This window comes from Streptomyces sp. NPDC050564, from assembly GCF_044457265.1.
GTDB lineage: Bacteria > Actinomycetota > Actinomycetes > Streptomycetales > Streptomycetaceae > Streptomyces.
In genome coordinates this window covers 14,703-31,145 of record NZ_JBITGS010000044.1, presented here as the reverse complement: position 1 = coordinate 31,145, position 16,443 = coordinate 14,703, and the positions used below count along the sequence as shown (strand labels likewise).

General features: G+C 70.7%; 15 protein-coding genes and 1 pseudogene. 9 read left to right on the top strand and 7 right to left on the bottom strand.

Annotated features, from left to right (window positions below; all coding sequences use genetic code 11):
• The first annotated feature begins 14 nt into the window (after nucleotides 1–14).
• The 3 genes from ACIBK0_RS43590 to mscL all read left to right on the top strand — a co-directional run bounded on the left by ACIBK0_RS43590 (nucleotide 15) and on the right by mscL (nucleotide 2,177).
• Nucleotides 15–893, top strand: a complete 879-nt coding sequence (locus ACIBK0_RS43590; RefSeq protein WP_399093291.1) for an S-methyl-5'-thioadenosine phosphorylase — start codon at nucleotides 15–17, stop codon at nucleotides 891–893.
• Nucleotides 894–1,037: 144 nt separating this feature from the next.
• Entirely contained in the window at nucleotides 1,038–1,592 is a 555-nt protein-coding gene (locus ACIBK0_RS43585; RefSeq protein ID WP_399093288.1) for a hypothetical protein, read from the top strand.
• A gap of 114 nt (nucleotides 1,593–1,706) precedes the next feature.
• Nucleotides 1,707–2,177 carry a large conductance mechanosensitive channel protein MscL gene (gene mscL / locus ACIBK0_RS43580; protein ID WP_399093285.1) on the top strand — a complete coding sequence of 157 codons (471 nt, stop codon included), beginning with the start codon at nucleotides 1,707–1,709 and terminating at the stop codon, nucleotides 2,175–2,177.
• 118 nt (nucleotides 2,178–2,295) lie between these two features.
• On the opposite strand, the gene ACIBK0_RS43575 is transcribed toward mscL, so the two are convergent.
• Complete coding sequence (locus ACIBK0_RS43575; protein ID WP_399093282.1) at nucleotides 2,296–2,478, bottom strand: hypothetical protein; 183 nt, start codon at nucleotides 2,476–2,478, stop codon at nucleotides 2,296–2,298.
• A gap of 250 nt (nucleotides 2,479–2,728) precedes the next feature.
• Here ACIBK0_RS43575 and ACIBK0_RS43570 point away from each other — a divergent pair, with 250 nt between their 5' ends.
• The 3 genes from ACIBK0_RS43570 to ACIBK0_RS43560 all read left to right on the top strand — a co-directional run bounded on the left by ACIBK0_RS43570 (nucleotide 2,729) and on the right by ACIBK0_RS43560 (nucleotide 6,081).
• Nucleotides 2,729–3,952, top strand: a complete 1,224-nt coding sequence (locus ACIBK0_RS43570; protein ID WP_399093279.1) for a low temperature requirement protein A — start codon at nucleotides 2,729–2,731, stop codon at nucleotides 3,950–3,952.
• Nucleotides 3,953–4,071: 119 nt separating this feature from the next.
• A complete protein-coding gene (locus tag ACIBK0_RS43565; RefSeq protein ID WP_399093276.1) occupies nucleotides 4,072–5,100 on the top strand; it encodes a P1 family peptidase in 1,029 nt (342 codons plus the stop codon).
• Nucleotides 5,101–5,313: 213 nt separating this feature from the next.
• Nucleotides 5,314–6,081: an alpha/beta hydrolase gene (locus ACIBK0_RS43560; RefSeq protein WP_399093273.1), complete on the top strand. Its 768-nt coding sequence runs from the start codon at nucleotides 5,314–5,316 to the stop codon at nucleotides 6,079–6,081.
• 58 nt (nucleotides 6,082–6,139) lie between these two features.
• Here the strand turns inward: ACIBK0_RS43560 and ACIBK0_RS43555 are convergent.
• Nucleotides 6,140–6,394, bottom strand: a pseudogene (locus ACIBK0_RS43555) (IS5/IS1182 family transposase); the annotation flags it as partial.
• 141 nt (nucleotides 6,395–6,535) lie between these two features.
• Between ACIBK0_RS43555 and ACIBK0_RS43550 the strand changes: the two are divergent.
• Together ACIBK0_RS43550 and ACIBK0_RS43545 are read left to right on the top strand one after the other, a co-directional pair.
• Nucleotides 6,536–7,756, top strand: a complete 1,221-nt coding sequence (locus ACIBK0_RS43550; protein ID WP_399093270.1) for an Ig-like domain-containing protein — start codon at nucleotides 6,536–6,538, stop codon at nucleotides 7,754–7,756.
• Nucleotides 7,757–7,913: 157 nt separating this feature from the next.
• Nucleotides 7,914–8,663 carry a DUF6227 family protein gene (locus ACIBK0_RS43545; RefSeq protein ID WP_399093267.1) on the top strand — a complete coding sequence of 250 codons (750 nt, stop codon included), beginning with the start codon at nucleotides 7,914–7,916 and terminating at the stop codon, nucleotides 8,661–8,663.
• Nucleotides 8,664–8,785: 122 nt separating this feature from the next.
• On the opposite strand, the gene ACIBK0_RS43540 is transcribed toward ACIBK0_RS43545, so the two are convergent.
• The 5 genes from ACIBK0_RS43540 to ACIBK0_RS43520 all read right to left on the bottom strand — a co-directional run bounded on the left by ACIBK0_RS43540 (nucleotide 8,786) and on the right by ACIBK0_RS43520 (nucleotide 15,333).
• The gene (locus tag ACIBK0_RS43540; protein ID WP_399093264.1) at nucleotides 8,786–9,046 is read right to left on the bottom strand and encodes a hypothetical protein; all 261 of its coding nucleotides are present in this window, start codon (nucleotides 9,044–9,046) and stop codon (nucleotides 8,786–8,788) included.
• A gap of 109 nt (nucleotides 9,047–9,155) precedes the next feature.
• Nucleotides 9,156–11,261 (bottom strand): fructose-specific PTS transporter subunit EIIC, encoded by a 2,106-nt coding sequence (locus tag ACIBK0_RS43535; protein ID WP_399093261.1) that lies wholly within the window; start codon nucleotides 11,259–11,261, stop codon nucleotides 9,156–9,158.
• Nucleotides 11,262–11,805: 544 nt separating this feature from the next.
• Complete coding sequence (pfkB, locus tag ACIBK0_RS43530; RefSeq protein ID WP_399093258.1) at nucleotides 11,806–12,759, bottom strand: 1-phosphofructokinase; 954 nt, start codon at nucleotides 12,757–12,759, stop codon at nucleotides 11,806–11,808.
• A 73-nt stretch (nucleotides 12,760–12,832) separates the two neighbouring features.
• On the bottom strand, nucleotides 12,833–13,594 hold the full coding sequence (locus ACIBK0_RS43525; RefSeq protein ID WP_399093255.1) for a DeoR/GlpR family DNA-binding transcription regulator: 762 nt from the start codon (nucleotides 13,592–13,594) through the stop codon (nucleotides 12,833–12,835).
• A gap of 218 nt (nucleotides 13,595–13,812) precedes the next feature.
• Nucleotides 13,813–15,333: an MFS transporter gene (locus ACIBK0_RS43520; protein ID WP_399093252.1), complete on the bottom strand. Its 1,521-nt coding sequence runs from the start codon at nucleotides 15,331–15,333 to the stop codon at nucleotides 13,813–13,815.
• Between the two features lie 63 nt (nucleotides 15,334–15,396).
• Here ACIBK0_RS43520 and ACIBK0_RS43515 point away from each other — a divergent pair, with 63 nt between their 5' ends.
• Nucleotides 15,397–16,392, top strand: coding sequence for a helix-turn-helix transcriptional regulator (locus ACIBK0_RS43515; protein ID WP_399093249.1), 996 nt, complete (start codon nucleotides 15,397–15,399; stop codon nucleotides 16,390–16,392).
• The last annotated feature ends 51 nt before the right edge of the window (nucleotides 16,393–16,443 follow it).

Here is a 16,443-nt window from a genome sequence, read left to right as displayed (position 1 = left end):
TTAGGGTGCGGACCATGGCGAACACGGAGAACGCACAGAGCCCGGGCGGGGAGCAGGCGACGGCCCGGGCCGAGATCGGTGTCATCGGCGGCTCGGGCTTCTACTCCTTCCTGGACGACGTCACCGAGATACAGGTCGACACCCCCTACGGACCACCCAGCGACTCCCTGCTCCTCGGCGAGATCGCCGGGCGACGGGTCGCCTTCCTCCCCCGCCACGGCCGCGGCCACCATCTGCCGCCGCACCGCATCAACTACCGGGCCAACCTGTGGGCGCTGCGCTCCGTCGGCGCACGCCAGATCCTCGGGCCCTGCGCGGTGGGCGGACTGCGACCGGAGTACGGGCCCGGGACGCTGCTCGTGCCGGACCAGGTGGTGGACCGTACGAAGTCGCGGACGCAGACATACTTCGACGGGATGCCGCTGCCGGACGGCACCGTGCCGAACGTGGTGCATGTGTCGCTGGCCGACCCGTACTGCCCCGTCGGGCGCAAGGTCGCCCTCGAAGCGGCGCGCGGGCAGAACTGGGAGCCGGTGGACAGCGGCACGCTCGTGGTGATCGAGGGGCCCCGGTTCTCCACCCGCGCCGAATCGCTCTGGCACCAGGCGCAGGGCTGGTCGGTGGTGGGGATGACGGGCCACCCCGAGGCCGCGCTCGCCCGCGAACTGGAGCTCTGCTACACGTCGTTGACCCTCGTCACCGACCTCGACGCGGGCGCCGAGACCGGTGAGGGCGTCTCGCACGACGAGGTACTGAAGGTGTTCGCGGCCAATGTGGACCGGCTGCGGGGGGTGCTCTTCGACGCGGTCGCGGGGCTGCCGGCGAACGAGACGCGGGACTGTCTGTGCACGACGGCGCTGGGAGGGATGGATCCGGGGTTCACGCTGCCCTAGCGCCGCTCACAGGGGTACGGAACTTCCCGTTCGAGTGAGGGAGTTGTCCACAACCCGTCGGTGGTGCACGGGCGCCGACGGGCTTCGCCGCGAGGCCTCATCGTGGGATCGCAAGCCGATCTCTCGTCGCAGGTGGTGGTCACCATGGCACAGCTCTCCCCTCTCGTAAGCCCGCCCGGCACGGAAGCGCTCGTACGCCCGCCCGGCACGGACGCACCTCCGACCTGCGAGGTGCCCCACTTCGCTCCCGTACGCGTACGCGGCGGGCGGTATCAGCTGCGGCGCCTCGCACGGCACAAGCGGCGCGCCGTGGCCGCGGGGCTCGCTGTCACCGCGGCGGCCCTGGTCGCGGCCGGCCCTCGTGACGCCGAGCGGACGCGAGGGCATCCGGCCGCCGCCTCCACCACCGCGCCCCCTCCCGTACGCGAGCGGCACACGGTCGAGACCGTGACGGCGCCGGTGCGGATCTCCGACGGTGCCACAGTGCGGCTGTTGCGGCCGGGCGACCGGGTCGATGTCGTCGCGGCGGACAGCGGCGGCCAGGCCCGAGTGGTCGCGGCCGGGGCGCGGGTGACCGAGGTGCCGGACGTCGGCGCCACCGAGACCGGGGCGCTGATCGTCCTCTCCGTCCCTCGGTCGACGGCGGCGCGGCTGGCCGGCGCGAGTGCCACCGCACGGCTGGCGGTGACGCTGTGCTGAGTGACGAATCGGTGTCAAGTCGCTCCCTCGAGCTGGCGAATTAGACAGGTCCGGCGGGCCCTGACGTAGGTTGCGGAGCTGTTTGTTCCACAACTTGTGCGGAGGGGGCTCTTTGTGAGCGAGAAGAAGCAACCCGGTGTCTGGGACGGCTTCAAGGCCTTTCTGATGCGCGGCAACGTCGTCGATCTGGCCGTCGCGGTGGTCATCGGCGCGGCCTTCACCAACATCGTCAACTCGGTCGTGAAGGGCGTCATCAACCCACTGGTCGGTGCGATCGGCACGAAGAACCTCGACAGCTACAGCTCCTGCCTCAAGAGCCCGTGCACCGGCAGCGGGGACCACGCGACAGGCATCCGGATCCTGTGGGGCTCGGTGCTGGGCGCAACACTCAGCTTCGTGATCACCGCCGCCGTCGTCTATTTCCTGATGGTCCTGCCGATGGCCAAGTACCTGGCACGGGTGGAGGCCCGCCGAAAGGCGAAGGAGGGCACGCACGAGGTCCTCGAGGTGACCGAGCTGGAGGTACTGAAGGAGATCCGCGACACCCTGGTGGCACAGCGCGGTTCGGGACACACCCGGGACTGACGGCGAGGATCCGGGCCTGGGCCGAGAATCTCGCGGGAGGGGCACAGAACTCGACGGGACGGGCTCGGACTGGGATTCCCAAGAGCTGGGCTCGGACTCGGATTCCCAAGAGCTGGGCTCAGATGTGGTGGGGCGGCTTCTCGTCGAGGAAGCGCTTCAGGTCCGCCGCACTGTCGCCGCCGCTGTCGGCCCGCTCGCCCCACCCACGGTCCGTGTCGTCCGAGGACTGCTGGCTCAGCGGGTCGTCGAAGACCAGCGCCGGTTTCGGATCGCGCGGTTCGGGGGCAGGGGCGGTACTCATGCGTCAAGAGTACGCCGAGGGGGTCCCGGTCCCGGCCCAGTCCGGCCCGGCCGGGGCCCCGGCACCCGGGCGGGCGCGACGCCGCAGGCGGACGGCAGGGCCGGCTGCCCGGACGGCGGGACGGGCACCGAAGGTCGCAGGGCAGGCGGGACAGACGGGGCAGACGGGGCAGACGGCACGACAGGCGGTGCAGGAGCTGGTGAACTGCCACAGCAGGAGTTCCCGGGAGTTTTCTGCTGTGCTTGGCCGTATGACGTCCAGTACCGCACCCGATTCCGCTCCCCCGCCCCGGCCGGCCCCGCGAGGGCCGCTGCGCAGAATGACCGCCCGGGAGCGGGACGAGGCCCATCGGGTGGCGTCGCCGCTGGAGCTCTTCTTCGACCTGTGCTTCGTCGTGGCCATTGCCCAGGCGGGCGCCCAGCTGGTGCACGCCGTGGCCGCGGGCCACGCCGGCGAGGGCATCCTCAACTACGCGATGATCTTCTTCTCGATCTGGTGGGCCTGGATGAACTTCACCTGGTTCGCCTCGGCATACGACAACGACGACGCGCTCTACCGGGTCGTCACGCTGGTGCAGATCGCCGGCGTCCTCGTGCTCGCGGCCGGAGTGTCGCAAGCGTTCGAGAACCACCAGTTCCTGCTCGTCTGGCTCGGATACGCGATCATGCGGTTCGCGATGATCGCGCAGTGGCTGCGGGTGGCGCGGTCCGCCGAAGGGGCCGAGAGAACCATGGCGCTGCGGTACGCGGGCGGCGTGCTGCTGTGCCTGATCGGCTGGCTGGGGCTGCTGATCCTGCCCGAGTCCGGCCGCCCCTGGGTGTTCCTGGTGATGGCGACCGCCGAACTGTGCGTCCCGGTGTACGCGGAGAAGGACTTCACCACGTCCTGGCATGCGCATCACATCTCCGAGCGGTACGGCCTGTTCACCATCATCGTGCTCGGCGAGACGATCGCCGCGGCCACGGTCGCCGTGAAGGCAGGCGTGGACGAGCACGACGCGCTGGGGGAGCTGTTGCCGATCGCCGCGGGTGGGCTGCTGATTGTCTTCTCCGCTTGGTGGATCTACTTCGTGGTGCCGATCCATGGGCATCTGCGATCCAACGCACAGGCGTTCCTGTGGGGGTACGGGCACTACCTGATCTTCGCGTCGGCCGCCGCGATCGGCGCGGGGCTGGAGGTCGCGGTCGAGCAGGCGGTCGGCACGGCACACATCTCGACGCTCGCGGCGTCCGCCGCGGTGACGCTGCCGGCGGCGCTGTACCTGCTCACGGTCTGGGTGCTGCACTCCCGTTACTTCAAGGTGGGCATCGCGCAGCAGCTCGTGCTGCCGACCACCGCGTTGCTGGTCATCCTCTGCACGTTCCTGGGCGACTGGGCGGTGCTCGCGGCGGGCATCGTATCGGCGCTGGCGGTGGCGGTCGGGGTGACGCTGACGGCGCGGATGGTCGTGCGGGAAGGGACGAGGGCCGCTTAGGGAGGGTGAGCCGCGCTCCCCCGCGGCCGGGCCGCCGCGGAGCCGTGCGGCCCGTGTCCCCGCCGGGGCCGTGCAGCACATGCCGCCACTGAGCCGTGCGGCCGAGGAACACTGGCGGCATGACAGTTGACGCTCTGACGGATGTGGCGGGCCTGCGGGTGGGGCACGCGACGCGCATCGGTGACGGTTGGCTCACCGGCACCACGGTGGTGCTCGCCCCTGAGGGCGGTGCGATCGCGGCCGTGGACGTACGCGGCGGTGGTCCCGGCACCAAGGAGACGGACGCGCTGGATCCACGCAACCTCGTGCAGAAGGTCGAGGCGGTCGTGCTGACCGGCGGCAGCGCGTACGGGCTGGACTCGGCGTCCGGCGTGATGGCCTGGCTGGAGGAGCGGGGGCGCGGGGTGCGGGTGGGCCCCGACCCGGCGCACGTCGTGCCGGTCGTGCCCGCCGCCTGTGTCTTCGATCTGGGCCGCGGCGGCGACTTCCGGGCCAGGCCGGACGCGTCCACGGGGCGGGGCGCGGTCGAGGCGGCGGACGCGAGTGAGCCGGGCGCGCCAGTGCGCGAAGGGTGCGTGGGCGCCGGCACGGGGGCGGCGATCGGGCTGATCAAGGGCGGGATCGGGACGGCGAGCGCCGTGCTCGAGTCCGGGATCACGGTGGCGGCGCTGGTGGTGGCCAACGCGGCGGGTTCGGCGATGGAACCGGAAACGGGGGCACTGTACGGGGAGTTGCTGCAGGGGCGCACATCGCTCCCGTCGGTCGAAATGCACGAGGCGGCCCGGCGGCGGCTTGCCGAGGCGGCCGCGAGGAACGCTCCTCCCCCGCTGAACACCACGCTCGCCGTCGTCGCCACCGACGCCGATCTGACCCGCGCGCAGGCGCAAAAGCTTGCGGGCACGGCACACGACGGGATCGCGCGCGCCGTGCGGCCGGTGCATCTCCTGAACGACGGGGACACGGTGTTCGCACTGGCCACGGGCGCCCGGCCGCTCGCCGTCGAGAACCCCCTCGCGCTCAACGAGGTCCTCGCGGCGGGCGCGGACCTGGTGACGCGCGCGATCGTCCGGGCGGTGCGGGCGGCGGAGTCGGTGGACGGGCCGGGCGGGTTGTGGCCGTCGTACGGGGAGCTCTACGGGGGCGTCTAGGGCCTGTCTGGAGTTGGGATCACGCGCGGGAAAAGGGTTGGAGGGATGATGATCGTTGCGATATCTTCCAGTCGACCGTGACACCGCCCGAGGAGGTGAGACCCATGAACGCTGTATCCATGTGGGTGCTCCCCCTTGCCGTCACGGCCGGCGATTGACGTAGGTCTCGCCGGGAGCGCCTCGACAACAAGGCACTCCCGAAAGGCAATACCCATGCACTCTCTGCAGTTCACCGCCGAGTCGTCGTCGAACGGCATGCTCGAACGCGACTTCACCGTGGGCGGCATCCCCGGCGTCCTCTGGTCGTCGGCCTCCAATGCGGCCGATCGCGCACCCCTGGTCCTGATGGCCCACGGCGGCGGCAACCACAAGAAGCACCCGGCGATGTCCGGCCGCGCCCAGCGCCTCGTGACCGGGTGCGGCTTCCACGTCGCCGTCATCGACGCGCCCGGTCACGGCGACCGGCCGCGTACGGAGCACGACGAGGCGGAGATCGCCGAGCTGTTCCGGGCGAGGGCGGCGGGTGAGCCGGAAGGCCCGATCGTCGTGCGCTACAACGACTATCTGGCGGGGCTCGCCGTGCCCGAGTACCAGGCGACCCTGGATGCCCTCCAGGAACTCCCGGAGATCGGCACCGACGGGCTGGTCGGCTTCTGGGGCATCAACATGGGCACCGCGATCGGCGTACCGTTCGTGGCGGTCGAACCCAGGGTCACGGCCGCGGTCTTCGGTCAGCACTGGCCCGATGTCCTGGCCGAGAAGGCGAAGCTGATCACCATCCCGATCGAGTTCGACATGCAGTGGGACGACGAGCACATCTCGCGCGAGGAGGGTCTCGCGTTGTTCGACGCCTTCGCCTCGAAGGAGAAGTCGTTGCACGTGAACTCGGGCAAGCACAAGGAGCTGCCTCGGTTCGAGGTCGACAGCGCGGTCCGGTTCTTCGCCCGGCACCTCGGCGGAGCGGTTACCGCGTCGGCCTGACCCAAGCGGTCGCGGCGTCCGGCTTGCCAGCCGGGCGCCGCGACCGCGGCCCCGGGTTGAGGCTGCGTATCCAGATGATGGATCCGCGTAGTTGGAGCCCCGCCATGTAGCTCGCGGGCGTCTTGTCGTAGCGCGTGGCCGGGCCCCGCCATGCCCGGATCTTGTTGATGCAGCGTTCCACCGTGTTGTGCTCCCTGTACTGCTCGGCGTCATGGGCCACTGGTCGACCGTCCCTGCCGCGCTTCTTACGGTTCGCGGCCTGATCGGCCTTCTCCGGGATGACCGCCTTGATCCCGCGTCTGCGCAGGCAGGCGTGGTTCGCCAAGGAGTGATTGTCCCGGTTCTGTCACGTGATGGCGTGCGGAGCGGGCCGAGGGAACCCCTCCCGCTTCGGCTCGCTCTTTCTCCACGCACTGGAGCGGATCACGCACATCACGAGAACTGGGAGCAGCCCGTGACAACGCCGGACATAACAGCGCGGCGCGCACTGGGGGCCTGTGCCGCCCTGATGGTCGGCGCCCTCACCCTCACCGCCTGCGGCGGCAACGCCAACGCCGACAGCAAGAGCGGCAAGGACGGCCAGAACACGGCCAAGACGTCCACGGCGAAGATCGCCATCTCGGCCAAGGACGGTTCGACAGGCGCGTCGATCAACGCGACCGGGGTGAAGGTCAGCGACGGCAGGCTGACCGACGTGAAGATGGCGGTGGCCGGGACCGGGACGGCCGTACCGGGGGCGATTTCCGCGAACGGCAGCTCATGGAAGCCGAAGGAGCAGCTGGAGCGGGGGACGAAGTATCAGATCTCGGTGACCGCGAAGGACGCGAACGGGCGGACCTCCGCCGCCAACTCCATCTTCACGACGGTCTCTTCGAGCAACAGCTTCATCGGTACGTACACACCCGACAACGGCGCCACGGTCGGTGTCGGCATGCCGGTCTCCTTCAACTTCGACAAGGCGATCAGCGACAAGAAGGCCGTGCAGTCGCACATCACGATCAGCTCCAGCAGCGGACAGCAGGTGGTGGGGCACTGGTTCGGGACGGATCGGCTCGACTTCCGGCCCCAGGAGTACTGGAAGGCCGGGTCCAAGGTCACGATGAAGATCGACCTGGACGGGGTCGAGGGCGCGAACGGCGTCTACGGGGTGCAGAAGAAGACGGTCACCTTCACCATCGGGCGCTCCCAGGTCTCCACGGTCGACGTGAACACGCAGACCATGACGGTGGTGCGCGACGGCAAGACCCTCAAGTCGGTTCCGATCTCGGCGGGCAGCCCGCAGCACACCACGTACAACGGGCAGATGGTGATCTCGGAGAAGTTCGTCCAGACGCGGATGAACGGCTCGACGGTCGGCTACGGCGGCGAGTACGACATCCCGGACGTGCCGCACGCGATGCGACTGACGTCGTCGGGGACCTTCATCCACGGCAACTACTGGTACAACAAGGGCAATCCTCCCTTCGGTCGGCAGGGCACCAGCCACGGCTGTGTGGGCCTCGCCGATGCGCAGGGCGCTCAGGGGGACACGACCGCCAAGTGGTTCTACGACAACTCCCTCATCGGGGACGTCGTGACGGTCAAGAATTCGCCCGACAAGACGGTCGCGCCGGAGAACGGGCTCAACGGCTGGAACATGTCATGGAGCGCGTGGACCGCCGGAAGTGCCGTCTGACGAGGGCCTTTTGACGCCCGGGCGGGCCGCGTGGGAACTTGCCGCGCGGCCCGCCCGTTTTCCGTCCGTACGTTTTCTCGGTTCGCGGACATGATGTCCGACCGAGGGGCTACGGTATGCACCCACAAGGTGACATGCAGCAACGCCGGGAGAAACCTTGAGCGTTCCGTACGAGACAGCAGCGTACGAACCACCCGAGTCGCCCGAGTCTCCGGAGGAGCATCTCGCGCGACTCCTCGGTCGCGCCCTGAACTCCTTCGAGCTGCCCGACGAGACGATAAGGCGGCTCGACTGCGCGCTGGCGCACGACAGTTCGCTGCACTCCGCGCACCACAGCGCGGGGCTGCACCGGGAGACGTACCGGCACACCTGGCTGCTCGCCGACGGCTCGGCGGTCACGCTGTGGGAGCTCGTGCACAACACGGCGCCGGGCAGCGAGCCGCAGCATGAGGTGTACGTCGACGAGGAGGAGCTGCGCGCCGCCACGGCCCGGCTCCCGCTGCCGCCGGACGCCCCGGACTTCGAACTGCCCGTGCTGGTGCAGCTGCCGACGATCCCCGAGCCGCGTCACGCGTACGTGCCCGACGACTCGGCCGACCATGCGCGCCGGCTGCTGCGACGGGCGGAGAACCCGGACCGGCCGGGAGCCGACATCACGTCGCTCCTGCTGCGCGAGGCGTCCGCCCATCAGATCACCCAGGCCTTCGGGCGCCCGTGCCGCGCGGGCCAGGCGGGGCTGTGCTTCTCGCTCTACGAGCACGCGTTCCTGCTGCGCGACGGGCGGGAGATCTCCCTGTGGGAGGTCGAGCACACGGCGACGCCGGATCGGCGTCATATGTGCGAGGTGTACGCGACGGAGGAAGCGGCGCGGGACGCGATGGAACGGCGCGCGGCACGGCTCGGCTGACGCTGCCGCGCACGCCCGCACCGCCGCGCACCCCCGCACCGCCGTGCGCCCCAGACATCGCGGCGCGGAGCCCTGCGCCCCGCATGCCGCTCACGGAGCGCCCGGTGCCCCCGCATCGTCCACTACGGGCGGCGACTGTCGCTGAACCGGCGTACCAGACCCGCGAAGGCGGCGCGCTCCTCCGGGGTGAGTTCCACGGACTCCGTGGCGGGGCCGGACCGGCGCTGTTCGGGCATGGCCCGGAGTGTTTCATGGTGGCGCCGGGCGGAGGCCTCGAAGCGGTGCCGACGCCGGAGGCGTCCCAGGCCGACGACGCAGATGGCGGTCACCAGGGCGAGGACGGGCAGGCCCACCAACTGGAACATCGACACGTGCTCAGGCATACGCCCCAGTAGACACCACGGTCCGGGACTTTGATCCCGGACCGTGATGCATCTCGCAGATGCGGTGAACACCTCACAGGCGCCCTAAAGGGGCAGGCGGTTCGGCGGTTCAGGCCGCGACCGGCTCCTTCGAGTTGGCCTTGGCAGATATCGCGGTGTCCGCGACCTCCGTGGCGGCACCCGCCGGGGCCTGCTTCCGCATGCCCTTCAGGACGACCACCAGGGCGGTGGTGACACAGACACCGGCCGCGATGGCGATCAGATAGAGGAACGGGTTGCCGATCAGCGGGACCACGAAGATGCCGCCGTGCGGGGCGCGCAGCGTGGCGCCGAAGGCCATCGACAGGGCGCCGGTGACCGCGCCGCCCACCATGGAGGCGGGAATGACGCGCAGCGGGTCGGCGGCCGCGAACGGGATCGCGCCCTCCGAGATGAAGGAGGCGCCGAGGACCCAGGCCGCCTTGCCGTTCTCGCGCTCGGTCTGGGTGAAGAGCTTGCCGCGCACGGTCGTCGCCAGCGCCATGGCGAGCGGCGGGACCATACCGGCCGCCATCACCGCGGCCATGATCTTCATGGCCGAGTCGCTGGGGCTCGCGACCGCGATACCGGCGGTGGCGAAGGTGTACGCGACCTTGTTGACCGGGCCGCCGAGGTCGAAGCACATCATCAGGCCGAGCAGCATGCCGAGCAGGATGGCGTTGGTGCCGGTGAGGCTGTTCAGCCAGTCGGTCATGCCCTTCTGGGCGGAGGCGATTGGCTTGCCGATCACCACGAACATCAGGAATCCGACGATCGCCGCGGAGATCAGTGGGATCACCACCACCGGCATGATGCCGCGCAACGCCGCCGGGATCTTGACCTTCTGGATCCCGATCACCACACCACCGGCGATGAGACCGGCGGCCAGGCCGCCGAGGAAGCCCGCGTTGATGGTGAGGGAGATCGCGCCACCGACGAAGCCGGGCACGAGGCCTGGCCGGTCCGCCATGCCGTAGGCGATGTAGCCGGCCAGGACCGGGACGAGGAAGCCGAAGGAGACGACGCCGATCTGGAAGAACAGCGCGCCCCAGCTGTCCGCCTGGGTCCACAGGAAGTGGTCCATGACCGACGGCGCCTTGTTGATCTTGTAGCCGCCGATCGCGAAGCCGAGGGCGATCAGCAGACCGCCCGCCGCGACGAACGGGACCATGTAACTCACGCCGGACATCAGCCACTTGCGGAGCTTGGTGCCGTAGCCCTCGCCGGACTCACCGGCGCGCTCCACGGGTGTGCCGGGGGCGGAGCCCGCGGTCACCTCACCGCGTGCGGCCTTGTCCCGCACCTCGGAGATCAGTTCGGCGGGCTTGTTGATGCCCGCCTTCACACCGACGTCGACCGTCGGCTTGCCGGCGAAGCGGTCCTTGTCCCGAACCGGTACGTCGTGCGCGAAGATCACGCCGTCGGCGGCGGCGATCACCGCCGGGTCGAGCCGGGTGAAGCCGGCCGAGCCCTGCGTCTCGACGGCCACTTCGACGCCCGCCTCGCGGCCCGCGTTCTCCAGCGACTCGGCCGCCATGTAGGTGTGCGCGATGCCGGTGGGGCAGGAAGTGACGGCGACGATACGGAACGGCTGCGCGCCCTCCGTGTCGGTGGCGCCCGGCGCCGGGGCGGTTCCGTCGTCGACGGTCGCACCCGGCACCGGGGCCTTGCCGTCCGTGACGGTGCCGGCGGAGGCCGCCGCATTCGACACCGTCGCGGAGTCCTCGGAGGCGGCCGCGGTCGCGGCCGCCGGGGGCTCGTCCCCGCGGATGAGCGCTGCCGCGGCTGCCGCGTCGTCCACGGCCCGCAGCTCGGAGGTGAACTCGGCGTTCATCAGCTGGCGGGCGAGGGACGACAGGATCGTGAGGTGGGCGTCGTCCGCTCCGGCCGGGGCGGCGATCAGGAAGATCAGGTCGGCGGGCCCGTCCGGCGCGCCGAAGTCGATCCCGGCCGCGCTGCGTCCGAAGGCGAGCGTCGGCTCGGTGACGTGTTCGCTCCGGCAGTGCGGGATGCCGATGCCGCCGTCCAGGCCGGTCGGCATCTGGGCCTCACGAGCGGCCACGTCGGCGAGGAAGCCGTCGAGGTCGGTGACCCGACCCTTGGCGACCATGCGCTCGGCGAGGGCGCGCGCCGCCGCTTCCTTCGTATCGGCGGACAGGTCGAGGTCGACCAGGTCCGCGGTGATCATCTCGCTCATCGCGGGCTCCTTCGCACGCGTATCGCCCGGGGGGAGGTGTGGGCGGGGGTGGGGACGGGGGTGTTGCGCTCAGCGGGGACAGAGGTGACAGGGGAAGGCCGGGTGAGACCGGCGAGGGGGGTGAGAGGAGTGGTGCGGTGAGTGGAAGAGGCGGGGCCGGGGAAACCCCGCCTCTCGCCGGTCGCGGGGCCGGGGGGACCCCACTTCCGGATGGTTGCGGCGGGGAAGGGGAGCCCCCGCCGCTTCAGGGCCGGTTCAGGAGGCGTACGGGAGGGGCGTGCCGCCGGGCTCACCAGCCCGGTACGCGATCCGGGGTGCGGGGCGCGCACGCCGGGCGGAGTCGATCTGCGCGCACGGAGGAAGAGTGATCCACGCACGCCGTTGGGAAGCGACCCGCGCACATCGCGAGGAAGCGATCCGCACGCACCGTAGCGAGGTGAGCCGTACTCGCCGGCGCGAGGTGAGCCGTACTCGACGTAGCCCGGCCGGCCGTACTCGCCGTGGGGAAGCGATCCGCGCGCGCCGCAGCAAAGCGATCCGGTGTTCATGACACGGGCTCCGTGAGTGCGAGGTCCACCGGGACCTCCGACGTGACGGTCACGGCGGAGGGGTCGAGGTCGGCCGGACCCGGCATCACGCTGCCGGGGAGTCGGACGGCCGCGGCGCCGTGGGCGACAGCGGAGGCGAGGGCCTCGGGGCCGTTGCCGCCGGCGATCAGGAAGCCGGCCAGCGAGGAGTCGCCGGCGCCCACGTTGCTGCGCACGACATCGACGCGCGCGCTGCCGAACCAGGCACCCGTCGCGTCCACGAGCAACTGCCCGTCCGCGCCGAGGCTCGCGAGCACGGCGTGCGCGCCCAGCTCGCGCAATTCCTCGGCCGCCTTCACCGCGTCGCCCACCGTGGCTAGGGGGCGCCCGACGGCTTCCGCGAGCTCCTCGGCGTTGGGCTTCACCACGTCGGGCCGCTCGCGCAGCGCCGCGAGCAGCGCCGGGCCCGAGGTGTCCAGCGCGATCCGGGCTCCCGCCGCGTGCGCGCGGGCGACGAGGTCGGCGTACCAGGACGGGGCGAGCCCGCGGGGCAGGCTGCCGCAGCAGGTGATCCAGTCGGTGTCGCCGGCGCGGTACTGCTGCCGGACGGTCTCCAGGAGGAGTTCGGCCTCGGTGGCGGAGAGTTCGGGGCCGGGGGCGTTGATCTTCGTCAGGGTGCCGTCGGGTTCGGCGACCGAGATGTTCGAGCGGGTGGCCCCGGCGACCGGGACCGGGGCGACCTCGATGCCCTGCGCGTCGAGCAGGTCGGCGACGAGTGCGCCGGGCGCTCCGCCCAGGGGCAGTACGGCGACCGTGCGCTGTCCGGCGGCCGCGACCGCGCGCGAGACGTTCACGCCCTTGCCGCCCGGGTCCATGCGTTCGCCGGTGGCCCGGATGACCTCGCCGCGGTCGAGCGACGGGACCTCGTACGTACGGTCGAGGGACGGGTTGGGGGTGACGGTGAGGATCATGCGCACTCGTTTCTCAACACACGGCACGTTCGTGCCGCTTGGACAACGCGGCGCTTTCGCGCCGCTTGCCGCTCTATACACACAGCACTTCGGTGCCACCGCGTTCGATGGTGGCGGCGTCTTCGGGGCTCAGCCCCCGGTCGGTGATCAGCAGGTCCACATCGCTCAGGTCGCCGAAGCGGGCGAAGTGCTCCTGGCCGCTCTTGGAGGAGTCGGCGAGCAGCACCACGCGGCGCGCGGCGCGCATGGTCGCGCGCTTGACGGCGGCCTCGGCGAGGTCGGGGGTGGTCAGTCCGTAGTCGGCGGAGAAGCCGTTGGCGGCGATGAACAGCACATCGGCGCGGATCTCGCCGTATGCCCGCAGCGCCCAGGCGTCCACGGCGGCGCGCGTACGGTGCCGTACGCGCCCCCCGACGAGATGGAGCTGGATGCCGGGGTGGTCCGCGAGGCGGGCCGCGATGGGCAGGCTATGGGTGACGACGGTGAGAGTCGCCTCCAGGGGCAGCGCCCCGGCGAGGCGGGCGATCGTCGAGCCCGCGTCCAGGATCACCGTGCCGTCGGCCGGCAGCTCGGCGACCGCGGCCTCGGCGATGCGGTCCTTCTGGTCGGCCGCGGTGGACTCGCGCTCGGCGAGGTCGGGTTCGAAGTCCAGGCGCCCGGCCGGTATCGCTCCACCGTGCACACGGCGTACGAGACCCGCGCGGTCCAGGGTCTTCAGATCCCGGCGGATGGTCTCCGCTGTGACCTGGAACTCCTCCGCCAGGGACAGCACGTCCACCCTGCCGCCGTCACGGGCGAGCCGGAGGATCTCCTGCTGCCGCTCCGGTGCGTACATGTCCGTTCGCCTCCACCTGATGCCCGAACCTGTGGTTTCACTCGGAGGCTACGCCCGGATTTCCGAAAAGTAAACAGGTTCGGGCGCGATTCGGGCATGAACGGACTTGTGTTGGTGTCTGGCCGCAAAAACGGGCTGTGCCGGGCAACGCAAGAGAAGGGCCCGGCACCTGAGGTGCCGGGCCCTTCAGCGAGGGCGCACAGTACGTCGCCCGTGGCTCACGGGACGAGCACCGGCTCCTTCTTGTCCTCGACCGAATCGGGCTCGGCCGCCGCGCCCTCCACGTGCTGCGCCGGCTTCTTCGGCAGGGCGAACATCAGCAGGAAGATGACCGCCATCACCGCCGCGACCCAGCCCAGCGCGTACTGGAAGGCGTGCACGAAGGCGGGGCCCACCTGCACCCGGGTCAGCCGGTCGCTGATCTCGCCGAAGAAGAGGACCGACACCAGCCCGAGCCCCAGCGCGTTGCCCATCTGCTGCACGGTGTTGATGAGGCCGGAGGCGGATCCGGAGTGCTCCCGCGGGACCTCCGACAGCACCGCGTCCGTCAGCGGGGCCACGATGAAGCCCATGCCCGCGCCCATGACCACCAGCGGAAGCGCCATCTGCCAGGAGGCGATGGACATCCCGTAGCGGTCGGACTCCCAGATGTAGAGCAGCACGCCGACCGCCATGATCAGGGCGCCCGCCTGCAGTACCTTGCGCCCGAAGCGCGGCACCAGCAGCTGCACCGACATGCCCGCCGCCGCCGACACGGCGATCGAGAACGGCACCCCGGTCAGACCGGCCCGCAGCGGGCTCCATCCCAGGCCTCTCTGCATGTACAGCGTCCAGACCAGGAAGAAGATGCCGAGCGCGACTCCGAAGACGGTCTGTACAGCGATGCCCGCCGCGAAGCTCTTCACCTTGAACAGCGAGAGCTCGACGAGAGGGGAACCGTCGATCCGCGTCTTCCGCTTCTCGTACCCCACCAGCGCTGCGAAGACGACGAGGGCGCCGGCCATCGACACGTACCCCCACAGCGGCCAGCCCAACTCACGGCCCCGGGTCAGCGGGTAGATCAGCATCAGCATTCCGAGGGTGACCAGGGCGACGCCGACGAGGTCGAGCTTCAGCGCCTGCGGGGCCTTGGACTCGCTGATGAACCGGCGGCCCAGGATCAGCGCGGCCACCCCCACCGGCAGGTTGATGAGGAAGATCGGCCGCCACTCCAGACCGAACAGATTCCACTCGGTGAGCAGCGCGCCGAGCAGCGGACCGGACACGGCCCCCAGTCCCACGATCGCGCCGAAGAGGCCGAAGACCTTGCCCCGCTCGTGCGCCGGGAAGGTGGCGTGCACGATCGACAGGACCTGCGGCACCATCATCGCGGCCATTGCGCCCTGCAGGATGCGGGAGGCGACGAGCATCTCCGGGTTCGCGGCGAAGCCGCACAGGGCCGAGGCGATCGTGAAGCCGCCTATGCCGAGGAGGAAGAGCCGCTTGCGGCCGTGGATGTCGCCGAGCCGCCCTCCGGTGATGAGCCCGGCGGCGAAGGCGAGCGCGTAGCCCGCCGTGATCCACTGGATCTGGCTGAACGAGGCGCCCGCGTCCTTCTGGATCGAGGGGATCGCGATGTTGACGATCGTGACGTCGACCAGGTCCATGAAGGCCGCGGTCATCACGATGGCGAGGGCGAGCCAGCGCCGTCGGTCGGCCGCGTCGGCCGGGCTGCTGAGAGTGGTCTCGGTGGAGGTCATGTCTCAAAAGCTATGGCCCCAATAGGTCAGATCGTGTCCTAGTTGTGCGGCATCCTCGAACTCATGACAACGGACACACCGGCCCGGCTGCTCCAGCTCCTCTCCCTCCTCCAGACGCCTCGCGAGTGGCCCGGCGGCGAGCTCTCCGAGCGGCTCGGGGTGTCCCGTCGTACCGTCCGGCGGGACATCGACCGGCTCCGGGAACTGGGGTATCCGGTGCAGGCGACCAAGGGGGCCGACGGCGGGTACCGGCTGGTCGCGGGGAAGGCGATGCCGCCGCTCGTGCTCGACGACGAGGAGGCGGTGGCCATCGCGGTAGGGCTGCGGGCCGGCGCCGGGCACGCCGTCGAGGGCGTGGACGAGGCGTCGGTGCGGGCGCTGGCCAAACTCGAACAGGTGCTGCCGTCCCGGCTGCGCCACCGCGTCGCCACACTCCAGGCCGCGACCACGCCGCTGACCAGCGGAGACGGGGCGAGCATCGCGCCCGAGACACTGACCGTGATGGCGTCGTGCGTCGCCGGTCGGGAGCGCCTGCGGTTCGCGTATCGCTCAGGGGACGGGACGCCGTCGCAACGGCTGACCGAGCCCTATCGGCTCGTCTCCACCGGCCGTCGCTGGTACCTCGTCGCATACGACCTCGATCGCGAGGACTGGCGTACGTTCCGCGTCGACCGGGTCACCGAGCCCTTCGCGACGGGGTCGCGGTTCACACCGCGCGAGCTGCCTACGGGGAGCGCGGCGGAGTATCTGCGGCAGTCGATGTTCCGCCGGCAGCAGACGTACGCGTTCGACGTCACCTTCGCCGCACCCGCCGAGTTCGTCGCGGCGCGCCTGCCCGCCTGGCTCGGTGCGCCCGAGCCGATCGACGACCACAGCTGTCGGTTGCGCTCCTCCGCGGGCGACTCCGTCGAGTGGCTGGCGGTGCGGATGGCGATGGTCGACTGCGAGTTCGAGGTACGGGAGCCGCCGGAACTGGTGGGCTGTCTGCGGGAGTTGGGTGGGCGTCTGACGCGAGCGGCGGGCGGCCCGGAGCAGGAACGGGGCCTCGTCGCGCCGTGACGCCCACGTATTCCGGCGCCGGGTGACGCACGTATTCCGACGCCGGGTGAC

Excerpts from the sequence above, each read along its gene's own strand:
- ACIBK0_RS43590 (WP_399093291.1), top strand. The coding sequence starts at position 15 with ATGGCGAACACGGAGAACGCACAGAGCCCGGGCGGGGAGCAGGCGACG.
- ACIBK0_RS43585 (WP_399093288.1), top strand. The coding sequence starts at position 1,038 with ATGGCACAGCTCTCCCCTCTCGTAAGCCCGCCCGGCACGGAAGCGCTC.
- ACIBK0_RS43575 (WP_399093282.1), bottom strand. The coding sequence starts at position 2,478 with ATGAGTACCGCCCCTGCCCCCGAACCGCGCGATCCGAAACCGGCGCTG.
- ACIBK0_RS43570 (WP_399093279.1), top strand. The coding sequence starts at position 2,729 with ATGACGTCCAGTACCGCACCCGATTCCGCTCCCCCGCCCCGGCCGGCC.
- ACIBK0_RS43565 (WP_399093276.1), top strand. The coding sequence starts at position 4,072 with ATGACAGTTGACGCTCTGACGGATGTGGCGGGCCTGCGGGTGGGGCAC.
- ACIBK0_RS43560 (WP_399093273.1), top strand. The coding sequence starts at position 5,314 with ATGCACTCTCTGCAGTTCACCGCCGAGTCGTCGTCGAACGGCATGCTC.
- ACIBK0_RS43540 (WP_399093264.1), bottom strand. The coding sequence starts at position 9,046 with ATGCCTGAGCACGTGTCGATGTTCCAGTTGGTGGGCCTGCCCGTCCTC.
- ACIBK0_RS43535 (WP_399093261.1), bottom strand. The coding sequence starts at position 11,261 with ATGAGCGAGATGATCACCGCGGACCTGGTCGACCTCGACCTGTCCGCC.
- pfkB (WP_399093258.1), bottom strand. The coding sequence starts at position 12,759 with ATGATCCTCACCGTCACCCCCAACCCGTCCCTCGACCGTACGTACGAG.
- ACIBK0_RS43525 (WP_399093255.1), bottom strand. The coding sequence starts at position 13,594 with ATGTACGCACCGGAGCGGCAGCAGGAGATCCTCCGGCTCGCCCGTGAC.
- ACIBK0_RS43520 (WP_399093252.1), bottom strand. The coding sequence starts at position 15,333 with ATGACCTCCACCGAGACCACTCTCAGCAGCCCGGCCGACGCGGCCGAC.
- ACIBK0_RS43515 (WP_399093249.1), top strand. The coding sequence starts at position 15,397 with ATGACAACGGACACACCGGCCCGGCTGCTCCAGCTCCTCTCCCTCCTC.